This window comes from Pseudomonas sp. DE0010 (assembly GCF_007680745.1).
GTDB classification, from domain to species: Bacteria; Pseudomonadota; Gammaproteobacteria; order Pseudomonadales; family Pseudomonadaceae; genus Aquipseudomonas; species Aquipseudomonas parafulva_B.
The window spans coordinates 113,228-128,899 of the sequence record NZ_VEJQ01000007.1; the positions used below are offsets into that span (position 1 = coordinate 113,228).

General features: G+C 63.8%; 12 protein-coding genes. 9 read left to right on the forward strand and 3 right to left on the reverse strand.

Going from position 1 to position 15,672, the window contains the following annotated elements; genetic code table 11:
* Window positions 1-119: 119 nt before the first annotated feature.
* The 7 genes from FS767_RS07785 to FS767_RS07815 are packed head-to-tail and all read left to right on the forward strand — an operon-like array spanning window position 120 to window position 7,978.
* The gene (locus tag FS767_RS07785; RefSeq protein WP_144964768.1) at window positions 120-1,877 is read left to right on the forward strand and encodes a carbamoyltransferase; all 1,758 of its coding nucleotides are present in this window, start codon (window positions 120-122) and stop codon (window positions 1,875-1,877) included.
* On the forward strand, window positions 1,861-2,988 hold the full coding sequence (locus tag FS767_RS07790) for a glycosyltransferase (RefSeq protein WP_144964769.1): 1,128 nt from the start codon (window positions 1,861-1,863) through the stop codon (window positions 2,986-2,988). The genes FS767_RS07785 and FS767_RS07790 overlap by 17 nt, the downstream gene beginning before the upstream one ends.
* Entirely contained in the window at window positions 2,988-3,884 is an 897-nt protein-coding gene (locus FS767_RS07795; RefSeq protein ID WP_144964770.1) for an antimicrobial resistance protein Mig-14, read from the forward strand. The genes FS767_RS07790 and FS767_RS07795 overlap by 1 nt, the downstream gene beginning before the upstream one ends.
* Window positions 3,881-5,311 (forward strand): PIG-L deacetylase family protein, encoded by a 1,431-nt coding sequence (locus FS767_RS07800; RefSeq protein ID WP_144964808.1) that lies wholly within the window; start codon window positions 3,881-3,883, stop codon window positions 5,309-5,311. The genes FS767_RS07795 and FS767_RS07800 overlap by 4 nt, the downstream gene beginning before the upstream one ends.
* Window positions 5,308-6,453, forward strand: coding sequence for a glycosyltransferase (locus FS767_RS07805; RefSeq protein WP_058604014.1), 1,146 nt, complete (start codon window positions 5,308-5,310; stop codon window positions 6,451-6,453). Before FS767_RS07800 ends, FS767_RS07805 begins: the two co-directional genes overlap by 4 nt.
* Window positions 6,450-7,334, forward strand: coding sequence for a glycosyltransferase (locus FS767_RS07810; protein WP_144964771.1), 885 nt, complete (start codon window positions 6,450-6,452; stop codon window positions 7,332-7,334). Before FS767_RS07805 ends, FS767_RS07810 begins: the two co-directional genes overlap by 4 nt.
* A gap of 5 nt (window positions 7,335-7,339) precedes the next feature.
* A complete protein-coding gene (locus tag FS767_RS07815; RefSeq protein ID WP_058638908.1) occupies window positions 7,340-7,978 on the forward strand; it encodes a CatB-related O-acetyltransferase in 639 nt (212 codons plus the stop codon).
* Here FS767_RS07815 and FS767_RS07820 read toward each other — a convergent pair.
* On the reverse strand, window positions 7,955-9,163 hold the full coding sequence (locus FS767_RS07820; protein ID WP_144964772.1) for an acyltransferase: 1,209 nt from the start codon (window positions 9,161-9,163) through the stop codon (window positions 7,955-7,957). The genes FS767_RS07815 and FS767_RS07820 overlap by 24 nt on opposite strands.
* A gap of 1 nt (window position 9,164) precedes the next feature.
* Window positions 9,165-11,021 carry a bifunctional O-antigen ligase/aminoglycoside phosphotransferase family protein gene (locus FS767_RS07825; RefSeq protein WP_058604010.1) on the reverse strand — a complete coding sequence of 619 codons (1,857 nt, stop codon included), beginning with the start codon at window positions 11,019-11,021 and terminating at the stop codon, window positions 9,165-9,167.
* Between the two features lie 146 nt (window positions 11,022-11,167).
* On the opposite strand from FS767_RS07825, the gene msbA reads away from it, so the two are divergent.
* Both msbA and hldE read left to right on the forward strand, forming a co-directional pair.
* Entirely contained in the window at window positions 11,168-12,973 is a 1,806-nt protein-coding gene (gene msbA, locus FS767_RS07830; RefSeq protein ID WP_058604009.1) for a lipid A export permease/ATP-binding protein MsbA, read from the forward strand.
* Between the two features lie 128 nt (window positions 12,974-13,101).
* The gene (hldE, locus tag FS767_RS07835; RefSeq protein ID WP_023532960.1) at window positions 13,102-14,523 is read left to right on the forward strand and encodes a bifunctional D-glycero-beta-D-manno-heptose-7-phosphate kinase/D-glycero-beta-D-manno-heptose 1-phosphate adenylyltransferase HldE; all 1,422 of its coding nucleotides are present in this window, start codon (window positions 13,102-13,104) and stop codon (window positions 14,521-14,523) included.
* A 138-nt stretch (window positions 14,524-14,661) separates the two neighbouring features.
* On the opposite strand, the gene FS767_RS07840 is transcribed toward hldE, so the two are convergent.
* A complete protein-coding gene (locus FS767_RS07840; protein WP_058604008.1) occupies window positions 14,662-15,633 on the reverse strand; it encodes a hypothetical protein in 972 nt (323 codons plus the stop codon).
* Window positions 15,634-15,672 lie beyond the last annotated feature (39 nt).

Genomic DNA, 15,672 nt, shown 5'->3' on the forward strand with positions numbered 1-15,672 from the left:
AAGGCGTAGCCTTTGCAGAGGCATGCGTACGCTGCGCTTTGCGTTATAATCCCGCCTTTTAGCCGCCACCCGCCCACCAGGCTGCTGGCGCATCTTTACCGAATGAAGAGGCCTATCCCTTGGCATTGACGATTCTTGGCCTGTCCGGCGCCCTCAGCCATGACCCTTCCGCGGCCCTGTACATCGACGGCAAGCTGATTGCCGCCGCCGAAGAAGAGCGTTTCGTGCGCGACAAGCATGCGAAAAACCGCATGCCCTACGAATCGGCGAAGTTCTGCCTGGAACAAGCCGGTATCAAGCCCTCCGACGTCGATGTCATCGCCATCCCGTTCGCGCCCATCAGCCTGTTCGGCAAGGCGCGCTGGCACTACGCCAAACGCTACTGGTACGCACCGGACCGCGCCCTCGACGCGATTCTGATGGGCAACCGCCGCTACAAGCGCTACCGCAAGAAGATCGTCTGGTGCCTGGAACAGCTGGGCTTCGACCCGAAAAAGGTCACGATCGAGCCCGTGGAACATCACCTGGCTCATGCCTCCAGCGCCTACCACTGCTCGGGCTTCAAGGAAAAGACCGCGATCCTGGGCATTGACGGCAAAGGCGAGTACGCCACCACCTTCTTCGGCTACGGCGAGAACGGCAAGATCCACAAGATCAAGGAGTTCTTCGATCCGGATTCGCTGGGTGGCCTGTACGGCGCAATCACCGAATTCCTCGGGTTCGAAATGCTCGACGGCGAATTCAAGGTCATGGGCATGGCGCCCTATGGCGATGCCAGCAAATATGACTTCTCGCGCTTGGCCAGTTTCGAAAACGGCGAGTTGGTGATCAACACCGACTACGCCAACGTCATTGGCTTGCGCCGCTACAAAGAGAAAGGCAAGGGCTTCTACTTCTCGCCCAAGTTGATCGAATGGCTGGGGCCCAAGCGCGAAGGCGACATCGCTGACGAGCCGTACATCCATTACGCAGCCAGCATGCAGGCGCTGTTCGAGAAGATCGCCCTGCAGATGATCGACCACTACCTGGGCGACACCCTGCGCGAAACCGGCAAGCTGGCCTTCGCCGGCGGTTGTGCGCTGAACGTGAAGCTCAACCAGAAGATCATCGCCCGTCCCGACGTGAAGGAGCTGTTCGTGCAGCCAGCCTCCGGCGATGCCGGTACGGCAGTGGGGGCGGCCGCCTACGTGTCCCACGCCCGCGGCGTGCCGGTCGAGAAGATGGAGCACGTCTACCTCGGCCCGTCCTACTCCAACGAAGATGTGATCGCAGCCTGCGCCCGTCACCCCAACGCGCCGAAATGGCGCAAGCTAGACGACATGCCGCAGCGCATCGCCAAGATCATGGTCGATGGCAACCCGGTGGCCTGGTTCCAGGGCCGCATGGAGTTCGGCCCGCGTGCCTTGGGTGGCCGCTCGATCATCGGTTGCCCGAGCGTGCCGGGCGTGGCCAACCGCATCAACGAGCAGATCAAGTTCCGCGAACGCTGGAGACCCTTCTGCCCGTCGATGCTCGATACGGTCGCCCCGCAGATGATCAAGGTCGACCACCCGGCGCCCTTCATGACCTTCACCTTCGAAGTGGCCGAGGAGTGGAAAAGCCGCGTGCCGGAGGTGGTCCATGAAGACGGCACGTCCCGTGCCCAGGTGCTCAAGCGCGAGTACAACCCGCGCTACTACGACATGATGAAGGCGCTGGAAACGTTGACTGGCAACGGCGTCTCGCTGAACACCTCGCTCAACCGCCGGGGTGAGCCGATGATCTGCTCGCCGACCGATGCCTTGAACATGTTCTTCGGCTCCGATCTGCAGTACCTGATCATGGAAGATATCCTTGTCGTCAAGGACGGCGCTGCCGCCTATGAACAGCCGCTCTGAACCGCGCATCCTGCAGTTCTGCCATGGCTATGACGGGCCTTTCCTCGATTGTGCCCGTCAATACGCCAGCCTGTTCGAGGGCAGCGGCTACAAGGTCACGACCGTGTTCCTGACCGGTGCAGCCGACCCGCAGGTGGCGGCTGGTTGTGGGTCGGATGAAGTGCTGTTTCTGGAATTCAGCTCCAAGGCGGTCCGTGGCCTGAAGCTCGGCGCGATCCGGGCGTTGCGCAAGATCGCGGCCCAGCGCAACTTCGCGTTCTGCATCGCTCACCGCTTCAAACCGATCTACGTCGCCTTGCTCGGGACCCGGTTACCGGTGATAGGCGTGCACCACGCCTTTGGCGACTATGAGCGCAAAGGCCGGCGCCTGTTCGCCAACCTGTTCAGCAAGCGCTTGAGCCTGTTGGGTGTATCCGACGCGGTGCGCGACGACATGCGCCGCTGCCTGGCGCAGTGGCCCGCCGACCGCATCCAGACGCTGTACAACCGCATCGACATCGCCACCCTTCAGGCCGCCCTGGTGCCGCGTGCCGAGGCACGCGAAGCCTTGGGGCTGGATGCGCAGGCCTGGGTGGTGGGCAATGTCGGTCGGTTGCACCCAGACAAGGACCAGGCCACCTTACTGCGCGGCTTTGCCCAGGCGTTGCCGGCATTGCCGGTCGGTGCGCGCCTGGCCATCCTGGGCAAGGGCCGCCTGGAATCCAAGCTAAAGGCCCTGGCCCGCGAGCTGGGCATTGCCGATCAGGTCGACTTCCTGGGGCAGGTGCCCGATGCGCGTCGCTATTTCCAGGCCTTCGACGTGTTCGCCTTGAGTTCCGATCATGAGCCCTTCGGCATGGTCCTGCTCGAAGCTATGGTCGCTGGCGTCCCGGTGTTGGCCACGGCCTGTGGCGGTGCGCGGGAAGTGGTCGAAGGTGTCGGCATGCTGTTCCCCCTGGGCGATGCCAGCCAGCTGGCGCAAGGCCTCGAACGCATGGCCGCGCTGGACGACTCGCAACGCCAGGTGTGCGCCGAGCATATGCTCGAACGCCTGCGCGAGCGTTTCTCGGACCAGGCGGTGCGCGACACCTTCTGGCAACTGCCCCAGGTTCGCGCGTTGGTGGGGGCCTGATGTTCAATCATGTAAAAGCCCTGCGCGAGCGTGGCTGGCAAGTCATCGATGCGCAGACCTATGCCCAGGCCTGGGCGCGTTTCGGCGGTAGTGTCGCCACCCATCCCCTGGTGGTCTCGCAGTTGGCGGACCTGGCGCAGATCCCCGTGCGTTACCTGGCCTGGCACCAGGCCGGCGAGCTCAAGGCGGCCATCCCCACCTGGGGGCGTCACCTGGCGCTGTCCAAGGACGTACTCAAGCGCAGCGGCAAGAAGGCATTGTTCGACCTGGGCAATGCCGAAATCATCCTGCCTGCGGCAGCCGACGCCGCCGCGCCGCTGCGCCATGGCGCACGCTACCTGTCCGAACTGAACCAGGGCCGCTTTGTCGGCCTCAAGGCGCAGAAAGAACAGCTGGCGATGGCCCGTGCGCCAGAAGACCTGTCGAAGAAATTCCGTTACAACCAGCGCCGTGAACTGCGGTTGCTGGAAGAAGCCGGTGGCGTGGTGCGGCCGATCAGCGACTTCGATGCCGCTACTGTCGCCGCCATGTATTGCGACCTTTTCCAGCGCCGCTGGGGGTTTGCAGCCACTGGTGCCGAGCGCATGGGCGAAGTGATCGAGCGCCTGCGGGACCTGCTGATCGGCTCAGTCTTGCTGCTCGATGACAAGCCTATCGCCATCCAGCTGGTGTACCGCGTCGAGGCGCCTGAGTGGATCAGCGTCGAATACGTCAATGGCGGCGTCGACCCTGAGACCAAGGCGTTCAGCCCCGGCAGCGTGCTGAGCTTCCTTAATACCCAGGCCGCCTGGGAGGACGCCCGCGCGCGCAACAAGCCATTGCGGTTCTCGTTCGGCCGGGCCGACCGCGAGTACAAGGACCGCTGGTGCCACCCCGTGCCGGTGTACCAGGCGTGAGCCGCAAGCAGCAGTTGCTAAAGCGCCATCGGCGCAACAAGCGCCTCGGGCTGCTGGTGGCCCTGGTGGCGTTGATTGCGCTGGGTGCGTTCATCTGGTGGCTGCCGTTGTTGCTCCTGCCGCTGCTGTGGGTAGCCCACGAGGCGTGGCTGGCCGACCACCTGTTCTACACCCCGGCCGATGACTACACCTATGCCTTCGATGGGGCCGATGAAGTGATGGGCGTAAGCCTGCAGGGCGGCCGTTTGCAATTACCCGCAGCGCCCGTCGCTGAAGGTGCAACATGGGTGCTGCAGGTTGAACTGCGTTGCGCCCTGCTGGGCAGGTTTTTCGACCCCGGGGTGTACATCGAAGGCGCAGGCGGCAAAGACCTGCAGGTGTTCGAACGCGGTGTTCGCGGCAAGCGCTACCTCAACCTGACTGGGCTCGACACGGCGCTGCGTCAAGGCCAGATCACCTTGCGCGGGCGCTTCTGCCGGCTGGTGGGCCAGCCGCGCCTGTGGATGTTCCAGCAGCCAGACCTGCGTCGCAAGCGGGTGATGGTCATCGCGCCCCATGCCGATGATGCCGAACTCGCCGCCTACGGCCTGTACAGCCAGGCAGACGAAGCCTGGATCGTGACCCTGACCGCTGGCGAAATCGAGGCCGAGCACTACCAGGCCATGGGCCTGTCATCTGCCGAGGCTGCGCGCCTCAAAGGGCGCTTGCGGGCCTGGGACAGTATCGCGGTGCCTCGCTGGGCGGGCGTTGCGCAAGAGCGCTGCGTGCAGTTGGGCTACTTCTGCCTGCAATTGCCCGCCATGCGGCAGGCACCGACCACCCCCTTCGGCTCGCGCGAGGCGGACATGACCGATACGCGCCCCTTCCGTACCCTCAACGCGCTGCCTTTGCCGGGCGACGACGGCGTTCCGACCTGGCAGAACCTGCTGGCCGACGTGCGCGCGTTGGTACTACAGGCGCGCCCGGAAGTGATCGTGATGCCGCACCCGGTGCTCGATCCGCATCCTGACCACGTGGCTGCCCAGCAAGCCCTGCAGGAAGCGTTGCAGGGCCTGCAGTGGCAACCCGAGATCCTGCTGGGCTATGCCAATCACCTGCACGACAACGACCGCTGGCCCATGGGCGACAGCGGTGCAGGCGTGGCCTTGCCGCCGGTCACCAGTGAGTTGTCGGTCGGGCGCCCTTGCACCCTGGTGCTGGACCGCTCACTGCAACATGACAAGGCCATGGCATTGGGCATGATGCACGACCTGCAGCCCCGCCCGCCCTTCAAGCGCCGAGTTCGCCGAGTGATCCAGCGCTGGTTGGCAGGCCGGCGCAGTTCGCCTTACGGCGAGAACGAATTTTTCCGCAAGGCCGTGCGTCGCCACGAGCTGTTCTGGGTTCTGACGGACCGCCACCAGGGTGTACATCGGGAAAACGTATGAAGCGTTTCAAAGTCCTGCAACTGCAACCGGACTACAACATCAAGCAGCACGATTTTGCCGACCTGGCCGAACAGATCTTCAAGGCGCTGCCAGCGGATCGGTTCGAAACGACCATGGCCTTTCTCAAGGGCCGGCCTGCGCCTGGCCAACCGGTCAGTCGCGCCGACCATTCGGTGTACTTCGACTTCAGCGACGGTGCGCTCAAGGGCATGCGCCTCAAGGCGCTGTGGCAGCTCTACCGGTTTTGCCGACGCGAACGCTTCGACGTGGTGATCTGCAACCGCTTCAAGCCTGTGAACATGCTGTTGCAACTCAACCGTTGGTTGAAGATCCCGTTGTGCATCGGCATTTCCCATGGCTTTGGCGAGTACGACCGCACCTATCGCCGTCGTCAGACCCAGCGCCTGATCGACGGGCATTGGCAGTTCGTGGGTGTGTCGCCGGCAGTCAAGCAATACCTGCTGGACTGCAAGTGCGGTTTCACCGATGCCAACACCCATGCCATCACCAATGCCATCGACACGGATCAGGCCCAGGCGTTGCAGCTGAACAAGGCCGAGGCCCGCACACAACTTGGCCTGGCCCAGAACGTTCGCATGGTCGGGGCGCTGGGCCGCCTGGTGCCGGTCAAGGGCCATACCTACCTGATCCAGGCGTTTGCCGCCTTGAAGGACAAGTACCCCACCGCGCAACTGGCGATCATCGGGGCGGGTCGTGAGCAGGCGCGCCTGCAGGCCGAGATCGATCGCCTGGGGCTGACGGGCAGGGCGCACTTGCTGGGCTTTCGTGACAACGCCCTGCGCTATGTCCGTGCGTTCGACATCTGGGCCATGCCATCGCTGGCCGAAGGTCTGGGCCTTGCCCTGCTCGAAGGCATGAGCGGGCGTTTGCCGGTCATCGCCAGCGACGTGCCGGCAATGTTGCCGCTGATCACCGGCGCGGGCGGCGAGGTGGTCAAGCCTGCGGACGTTGCCAGCCTGACCACAGCCCTGGACCGCTACCTGGCGCTGGATGACGCGGCGTTGCACGCCAAGGGCGAGCAGGCCTATCACTACCTCAATCAACACCACGACATCGACGTATTCCGTCAGCAATACCTGGCGCTGATCGAGTCGGGCTTGGCTGCGAAGGAGCCGAAATGAGTGCGGACCCAACCCTGGTCACGGTGATCATCGCATCGTACAACCATGGCCCATACATCGAGCAGAGCATTCTCAGCGTGCTGAACCAGACCTACCCGCACATCGAGCTGCTGGTGGTGGACGACGGCTCTACCGATGACAGCGTCGAGCGTATCGAGCGTCTGCAAGCGCAGCACGGTTTCGATTTTCGCGTGCAGCGCAACAAAGGCCTGACCCACACGCTCAACGAGGCCATTGCGCGGGCCAAGGGCACGCTGATCGCGCCGTTTGGTTCCGACGACATCATGATGCCGGACCGCATCGCGATCCAGGTCCAGTACATGGCCGACAAGCCCGAAGTGGGTATCTGCGCTGGCAACATCGAGCTCATCGATTCCCAGGGTGAGCTGTTCCCCGAAGCGCGGCAGCGCCGCGAGGTCCCGTTCAGGCGCCTGGACTTCGAGGACATGTTCCTGGAGCGCAAACCCTACCCACCTGCGCCCACGCTGCTGATCCGCCGCGAGGCACTGCAGAAGGTGGGCGGCTTCGACCCGGATATCCGCCTGGAAGACCTGCTGATCGAGCTGAAGGTGACCCACGCCGGATACTTCATCGATGGCCTGAGCGTGGTCATGGCGCGCTACCGCAAGCATGCCAGCAACTCGTACAAGAACCACCGGTTCATGATCGACAATATCCTGCGCACCTATGCCAAGTTCAAGGATCATCCGGCCTATGAACAGGTCAAGTTCAAGGCGCTGAATTCGATGTTCCTCAAGGTGGCCAACCGTGATCGCAAGCTGGCCCGCGAACTGCTGGCGCAGATTCCACTGCGCGCCTATACGCGCAAGACCTGGCGCGGGCTGGGGCGATTGTTCTTCTCGCCATTGGAAAAGGGCTGAAGGGCATGGGCTGGCTCTCGCGCTACCGGGAAAAACGGGCCAAGCGGGCGATTCGCAAGCTGCCGGCCATCGAGCGCGGGCAGGCGCGATTTGCCGCGCGTTACCCCCAGTACGCTTTCGGCGTGGGCAGCTATGGCGTGCCCGAGGTACACGACTGGCAGGAGGGGACGACGCTGCGCATCGGCGCCTATTGCTCGATTGCCGAAGGCGTGCAGATTTTCCTGGGCGGGCATCATCGGGCCGACTGGGTAACCACTTACCCATTCCCGGCCATGCTGCCCGAGGCATCGGCCATCGAGGGCTATGCCTTCAGCCGCGGTGACGTGACCATCGGAAACGACGTATGGCTGTGCTCCAACTGCACGATCCTGTCGGGGGTTAGCATTGGCAGCGGGGCCATCGTGGCCGCTGGGGCCGTGGTGACCCGGGATGTGCCCGCTTACGCGGTGGTCGGCGGCAACCCGGCCAGCATCGTGCGCTGGCGATTTCCGGAAGCGGTGCGAGAGCAACTGCTGGCCAGCGCCTGGTGGGACTGGCCACCTGCCGAGATTGCCCATGTGGTGGGCAAACTGTGCAGCGATGACATCCAGGCGTTTCTCGCCTATGCCGAGCGGCGCGCCTCAGGCCTGGTGGGTCGAGCCTGACTTCAGGTTCCCAGGCTTGGCCTGCGGGCGCTGGGCCAGGCGCTTGCCCAGGGCGATACCCGGCTTTTCCAGTAGGAGGAACGTGGCGCTACTCACGACCACCAACACGGTGCAGGCGACGGCGATCACGGCCATGAACGCCCCGCGGTCGTCGTAGGTGAACCCGTAAGAGGGATAGAGGCGATAGGCGAGCCACCACAGCACCAGCCCGTGGAGCAGGTACAGGCTATAGCTGATTTCGCCTAGCCAGCGGGCACTGCGCAGGGCCAGGGCGCCCAGTAGGTCGTTGCCTGAGACGATGATGCAGAACACGAGGCTCAGCAGCAGCAGCGGGAACACCGCAAAGGTCTTGTGCAGCGCCGTCATCACCAGCACCAGCAGGCCGATGGCCACCCAGGTGCCGTACCTGCCCTTGGCCCATTGCACCAGTGCCGGGCTGCGTACCCAGTAAACCGCCGCAATGCCGCCTGCAAAGCTCATCAGGTATTTCTTTTTCAGCGCATGTTCCCAGCCCACAAGCTTTGCCAGCAGGTACAGGGCTATCACGCAGGCAATGGCCCTCAAGAGCGTACCGCGGTAGACGAACATCAGGCCCAGCAACGGCAGGGCCAGGTAGAAGTAGATTTCGTAGTTAAGGGTCCAGGTCACGTTCGAGATCAGGTTGCCGGTGCCGGCCAACTGGTTGATGTCGGGGCGGTGGAACAGCAGCCAGGCTGAAAGCTGTTGTGCCAGGGCGGTTGGTGTGTCGAGCAGCTTCCAGCCTTGCAGGTAGAACACCGTCACAAGCACCGCAGCCAGCAGGCCGAAATACAGGGGGTACAGGCGCATGACGCGGGAAATGGCAAAGGCTCGCCAATCGAAGGCGCGGCCCTGGCGCACCAGCCTGCTCCAGAACAGAAACCCGGTGATCATGAAGAACAGCGCGACGCTCGCCTGCCCGATCTGGGCGAAGAAGCGCTCGGGAGGCATGTTGATCTGGCCGGTGTGCTGGTAATGCCAGGCAATGGCGGCATGGTGGATGAAGACTCCCAGGGCCAAGTAGCCCCTCAAGCCATCGAGGGTAGCCCAGCGCCCCGCTACTGGCTCCAGATGGCGCGCCACCCAAGGGCTGCGCAGCAGCAGCCCTGCCAGCAACAAGGCAAGGCCGAACACCAGGAAACTGAGCAGCGGCGCCAGATAGCCCATGTCAGCGTTCCGCTCCCGGGGCCAGTTCGAGCTTCTGGCGCAGGGCGTGGCTCATGGTCTGGCTGGCTGCTGCGCTGTAGCCCTCCAGCAGGGCCTGGACGTTTTCCTCGAACAGCCACTGCTTGTCTTCGGTGTAGCGCTGCATGTGGCGCAAATTGCGCTGGCGCAGCTCCGCCGACAGCGGCGAAGGCAGCAGGCGCATGTCGGCAAGGTCGATCAGGCCGAATTCGCCGTTGTCCATCAGCAGTACGTTGCCCAGGTGCAAGGACCGGAAGTAGACGCCTTGCTGGTGCAGACGCCCCATGAACCGCCCCATACGCTGCACCAGGGCCCTGCGCTCTGCCAGCGATGGGCAGGCCTGCAGCGCCTGGCGCACGGTCTGGCCTGCCAGGGGGATGTAGCGCACGCCTTGGGTGCCATCGGCGTAGTTCAGCAGTTCCACGACGGGGGGCGTGGGAATGCCTTCGAGTGCCAGTTGCTGGCTGTTCCTGGCAAAGCGGCGCGCGTAGGGGTAGAAGGCGCCGGCGGTGTACCAGGCGCGCGGGCGGAACAACTTCAGGAAGCTGCCATCTTGCAGCAGCAGGACCTTGGGGCCCAGCCCGTCCTCTTCGATGACGCGAGCACCCTCATGCAGTTGCCTGGCCTGGGCCTCGCTCAAGCGGGCGCGGTTGGCCGCCACCAGCCTGCCACCCCGGCGGGCGATGTTCAGCCCGGCGACCAGCGCCAGCGGTATCCACAGCAGGAACCAATGCTCCTTGGGCCGCGACAGGATACCGCCGCCCTCGGTCAGGCCCGCACCGATGCCGAACACCAGCAGCGCCGAGGCCATCTGCAAGGCAGGGTGGGTGCGGTACTTCCAGCCGCTGTAAAGCGCGTAGACGATCATGCCCAGCCACGGCAGCAAGCCCAGGATGCCCACGTAATACAGCACGCCCATGACGAAACTGTGGGGCTCGCTCAGCAGATAGCCCACCCCGACATCGATGGACAGGGGCGCGTCGTAGCCATGGCCGATCAGCGGGTGCTGGAGGAACAGGTCCCAGGTAATGCGCCAGATATCGAAACGGTACGAGTCGCCGCGCGCCATGATCAACTGCGGGTCCACCACCAGCACCGCGACGATGAACAGCGGGGCGGCCAGGAACAGGGGGATCGAGCGACGGTCCAGGCAGAGCAGGGCGATCCAGTTCACCGCCAGGGTCATGGCCACCAGGGGCGTGCGGGAACCGGTGGCCACCACCGCGGCGAACATGACCGCAAAGGCCGCCATGCACAGCGACACGGTCAGCGCCCGCTTGCCGTTGACCGCCATCCATAGCCAGTAGGTCCCGAAGAAACCGTACAGGTGCGAGCTGAGCAGCGGGTTGTCCAGAGCGCCGGCCCCGATCAGCCGGCTGCCCGGGGTGTAGGTGAGCATGAACGTGGTCAGGTCCCGCAGCGTGGCCAGCAGCGCCAGCAGCGCAGCGCCCAGGAACAGCCCCTTGAGCGCCTCGGGTCGGTAACGCAGCATCAGCCCGGTGCCCAGGAACAGCATCAGGGTGTGCAGGGGCCGCTTGATCAGGTTGTCCGCCTGCGCCGGCGAGGGTGACCAGCTCAGGCTGAGGATGGCGTAGCCGGCGAAGGCCACGAACAGCCACAGCAGCGGTTCACGAAACAGGGTTTTCAGTTCACGAGGCCGGACGCACAGCGCCAGCAAGGTCGGAATGCTGAAAAGACCGTAGTACAGCTTGTGGTGCAGGCTGCGTTCGGGCAGGAAGAACAGGGCACCGAGCAGCGCCAGCATGCCGGCCGGCAGCAGCCACAGGCACACGAAATCGAAAAAGCGGTTGCCGGCGTTGTGTAGGCTGCTTGGGAACATGGAGAAAGAGGGCCCAGGTCGAAAGAACGGGCAATGTTAACCCAGCTTTGCGCGCATTGCTGCTGGTAAGCGGCGGGGCCGAGTGGTCCGACGCCGCTGCCAACGTGTGGTAAAGTCAGCACCCCATTTTCAGCATGTTCCGTGATATGACAGACGCCAACGGCTCCCAGAGCCCATCGAGCATGAAGATCTATTTCCGTCTACTTGGTTATGTCCGACCCTACATCGGCGTGTTCCTGCTGAGTATCCTGGGCTTTCTGATCTTTGCATCGACCCAGCCAATGCTGGGCTACATCCTCAAGTATTTCGTCGACGGCCTGTCCAACCCGGATGCCTCGCTGTTTCCCAACGTCCCGCACCTGCGCGACCTGAACCTGCTGCACACGGTGCCGGCGCTGATCATCATCATCGCTGCCTGGCAGGGCCTGGGATCGTTTCTGGGCAACTACTTCCTGGCCAAGGTCTCGCTGGGCCTGGTCCATGACCTGCGGGTGCAACTGTTCAATAACCTGCTGAGCCTGCCCAACCGCTACTTCGACCAGAACAACTCCGGGCACCTGATCTCGCGCATCACCTTCAACGTGACCATGGTCACCGGGGCGGCTACCGATGCCATCAAGGTGGTCATTCGCGAAGGCATGACGGTGGTGTTCCTGTTCGGTTCGCTGCTGCTGATGAACTGGCGCCTGACGCTGGTGATGCTGGCCATCCTGCCCCTGATCGCCTTCATGGTGGGCCGTGCCAGCAAGAAATTCCGCAAGCAGAGCAAGAAGATCCAGGTTGCCATGGGCGACGTCACCCACGTGGCGTCCGAGACCATTCAGGGCTACCGCGTGGTGCGCAGCTTCGGCGGTGAAGCCTACGAGCGCCAGCGCTTCCTCAAGGCCAGCCAGAGCAACACCGACAAGCAGCTGCGCATGACCCGCACCAGCGCCATCTATACGCCCCTGCTGCAACTGGTGATCTATGTTGCCATGGCCGTTCTGATGTTCCTGGTGCTCTACCTTCGTGGCGACGCCTCGGCAGGTGACATGGTGGCCTATATCACCCTGGCCGGCCTGCTGCCCAAGCCGATTCGCCAGCTGTCGGAAGTCAGTTCGACCATCCAGAAGGGTGTGGCCGGTGCCGAGAGTATCTTCGAGCAGCTCGACGAGCAGCGGGAAGTGGACAAGGGCACCGTCGAGCGCGATGCGGTCAGCGGGCGCCTGGAAGTTCGCAACCTCAGCTTCACCTACCCCGGTACCGATCGCCAGGTGCTGAGCGACATCAACTTCACCGTCGAGCCTGGGCAGATGGTCGCGCTGGTGGGCCGCTCCGGGAGCGGCAAGTCCACCCTGGCCGGCCTGATTCCACGCTTCTACCACCACAGCAGTGGCGAGATACTGCTCGACGGCGTGGAAATCGAAGACTTCAAGTTGCTCAACCTGCGTCGACACATCGCCCAGGTCAACCAGCATGTGACCTTGTTCAGCGACACCATCGCCAACAACATTGCCTACGGTGACCTGGCCGGCGCGCCGCGTGCCGACATCGAAGCGGCGGCCGAGGCGGCGTTTGCCAAGGATTTCGTCGATCAGTTGCCCAAGGGCTTCGATACCCAGATCGGCGAAAACGGCGTGTTGCTGTCCGGTGGCCAGCGCCAACGCCTGGCCATCGCCCGTGCGCTGTTGAAGAACTCGCCATTGCTGATCCTGGACGAAGCGACTTCGGCCCTGGATACCGAATCCGAGCGGCACATCCAGGCTGCGCTGGACCGTGTGATGCAGGGGCGCACCACACTGGTGATCGCGCATCGCCTGTCGACTATCGAGAAGGCCGACCAGATCCTGGTCATGGATCAGGGGCGCCTGGTGGAGCGAGGCACCCATGCCGAGCTGCTGGCCGCCAACGGTTACTATGCCCGCCTGCACGCCATGGGCCTGGATGAGCCGGCCAAGGCCGACATCACCTGATCCTGCGCGCAAAGGGGCCCAGCGCCCCTTCTGTTTCGGGGTATTCCTCAGCGCGAACTGGCCCTAAAGCCGCCAGCCACGCTGTGCTAATATCCCGTCCCTGTTCACTATTGTCATATGGGTTGCCCATGAAGTTGTCCATGCCGCGTTTCGATCAAGCCCCGGTACTGGTGGTCGGCGATGTCATGCTCGACCGCTACTGGCATGGCGGTACGTCGCGTATTTCGCCGGAAGCGCCAGTGCCGGTGGTCAAGGTCGATCAGATCGAGGATCGCCCAGGCGGTGCGGCCAACGTGGCCTTGAACATCGCCGCACTCGGCGCGCCGGCTTCTCTGGTGGGCGTCACCGGGCAGGACGAAGCTGCCGACAGCCTTTCCAACAGCCTGCAGGCGGCAGGCGTGCGTTCGGTGTTCCAGCGCATTGCGCACCAGCCGACCATCGTCAAGCTGCGGGTCATGAGCCGGCACCAGCAACTGCTGCGCATCGATTTCGAAGAATCCTTCGCCACCGACCCGGTATCGCTCAGCGCAGAAGTCGACGGTTTGCTCGAAGGCGTCAAGGTTCTGGTGCTGTCGGACTATGGCAAAGGCGCGCTGAAAAACCATCAGGCGTTGATTCAGGCCGCACGGGCCAAGGGCATCCCGGTGCTGGCCGACCCCAAAGGCAAGGATTTCTCTGTCTACCGCGGGGCCAGCCTGATCACCCCCAACCTCAGTGAGTTCGAGAACATCGTCGGCCGTTGTGCCGACGAGGCGGAGCTGGTTGCCAAGGGTTTGCAGCTGCTGCAGGAACTGGACATGGGCGCCTTGCTGGTGACCCGTGGCGAGCACGGCATGACCTTGCTGCGCGAGGGCCATCCGCCCCTGCACCTGCCAGCCCGTGCGCGTGAAGTGTTCGATGTGACCGGTGCAGGCGATACCGTGATCTCCACCCTCGCCGCCGCCATTGCCGCCGGTGAAGAACTGCCCCAGGCAGTGGCCCTGGCCAACCTGGCGGCGGGCATTGTCGTCGGCAAGCTCGGTACTGCGGCGATCAGCGCGCCGGAGCTGCGTCGCGCCATCCAGCGCGAAGAGGGCTCCGAGCGCGGGGTGCTGGGCCTTGAGCAATTGCTGGTGGCAATCGACGATGCCAGGGCGCACAACGAGCGCATCGTGTTCACCAATGGCTGCTTCGATATCTTGCATGCGGGCCATGTGACCTACCTGGAGCAGGCACGCGCGCAAGGCGATCGCCTGATCGTCGCGGTCAACGACGATGCCTCTGTCAGCCGGCTGAAGGGCCCGGGCCGGCCGATCAACAGCGTCGACCGCCGCATGGCCGTGCTGGCAGGCCTGGGCGCGGTGGACTGGGTGATCAGTTTCTCCGAGGGCACCCCGGAAAACCTGCTGAGCCAGGTCAAGCCGGATGTGCTGGTCAAAGGCGGCGACTACGGCATCGACCAAGTGGTTGGCGCCGACATCGTCAACGCCTATGGCGGCACCGTGAAAGTGCTGGGGCTGGTGGAAAACAGCTCTACCACCGCCATCGTCGAGAAGATCCGCAAGCACTGACAGGGCAGGGCTGCACGTCGGCCCTTGTTCAGCCGGTCCTTCGAGAGAAGCGTTACATGCCCGCTTCGGCCGTAATGCTGTTCACTTAGGGCCGCAGAGCGGCCCCATCTATCTCAAATGAACAGCGTTACGCTTCGGTCAGGGCTTGTGCAGTGAGGTACGCGCCCGCTTGAGCAGCGCTCGGGCCTTGGCACCGAACCGTTGCAGGTGGGAGGCGCGGGCTGGCTTGGGTTCCACCAGGCCTTGCTGACGCACCCAGTCCTTCCAGCGTATGCGTTCCTCGTTGACCACCCAGCCCTCCTGCCGCGCGAAGCTTTCGGCCAGGTACAACCCCCGTGTGCTGGCTGGCACCAGTTCGTCTTTCTTCAAGGTATACAGCTCGGCCAGGGGCTGGCCGTCCTGTAGCGGCATCAGGTAAAGGTCCGGGCGCTTGCGGTTCAGCCGCGCCACCAACTGGTCACCCTCCAGGCGTTCGTCCACATGGAACAGGCTGAGTTTCTTGATCTCCCTTGGCACTTGCAGGCGCATGTCGTAGATCAGTTGCAGCGAAGCGGTCGGCAGGTGCACGTAGGCCCGGGGTCGTTCCAGCAGGACCAGGTTACCGCAGTAGACCGGGCGGGCGGCACCGGACTGCGGGGCCAGTTGAAAATGCGGCGTCTCTCGGTAGTGCAAGGCTGCTGCATAGGGCACCGGTAGCCAGGTGTCGTTGAAACGGCCGCCCAGCCAACCCTCGGTGGTTTCCAGCAGGCATTCCTCGGCCACTTCCTGCACGGCGGTGTGCAATGGCAGGTTCAGCTCCTGGGCGGGCACGTAGCCTGAGATCAGTTTCAACACCACGTCGCCACGGTCTTGCCGCCGTTGACGGACCAGCACCCAGTAGTCACGGTTCTGCCAGCTCAGCGTCAGGCGCACCGACACACCCAGGTTGGCAAGCTCAACCGCGAACCGCTGCGGGTCTGCCACCGCCACCGGTTTGCGACGTTGCTGGGTCTGGGCGAAATTGAGGGGCATGCCGGTGCCCTGGTAGAGAAGGCTTTCGGCCGTGGCCTCGACATGCAGCGGCAGCGTCTTGAAGTTGCTCGGGTTCTTGCGTATCAGCGTTCGCGCCACGTTGCTCCTCCTTGCGACGGCTCACCCGGCGCGTGGCCA

Coding starts and splice junctions, on each gene's coding strand:
- FS767_RS07790 (WP_144964769.1), top strand. CDS start 1,861: ATGAACAGCCGCTCTGAACCGCGCATCCTGCAGTTCTGCCATGGCTAT.
- FS767_RS07795 (WP_144964770.1), top strand. CDS start 2,988: ATGTTCAATCATGTAAAAGCCCTGCGCGAGCGTGGCTGGCAAGTCATC.
- FS767_RS07805 (WP_058604014.1), top strand. CDS start 5,308: ATGAAGCGTTTCAAAGTCCTGCAACTGCAACCGGACTACAACATCAAG.
- FS767_RS07810 (WP_144964771.1), top strand. CDS start 6,450: ATGAGTGCGGACCCAACCCTGGTCACGGTGATCATCGCATCGTACAAC.
- FS767_RS07815 (WP_058638908.1), top strand. CDS start 7,340: ATGGGCTGGCTCTCGCGCTACCGGGAAAAACGGGCCAAGCGGGCGATT.
- FS767_RS07820 (WP_144964772.1), bottom strand. CDS start 9,163: ATGGGCTATCTGGCGCCGCTGCTCAGTTTCCTGGTGTTCGGCCTTGCC.
- FS767_RS07825 (WP_058604010.1), bottom strand. CDS start 11,021: ATGTTCCCAAGCAGCCTACACAACGCCGGCAACCGCTTTTTCGATTTC.
- msbA (WP_058604009.1), top strand. CDS start 11,168: ATGACAGACGCCAACGGCTCCCAGAGCCCATCGAGCATGAAGATCTAT.
- hldE (WP_023532960.1), top strand. CDS start 13,102: ATGAAGTTGTCCATGCCGCGTTTCGATCAAGCCCCGGTACTGGTGGTC.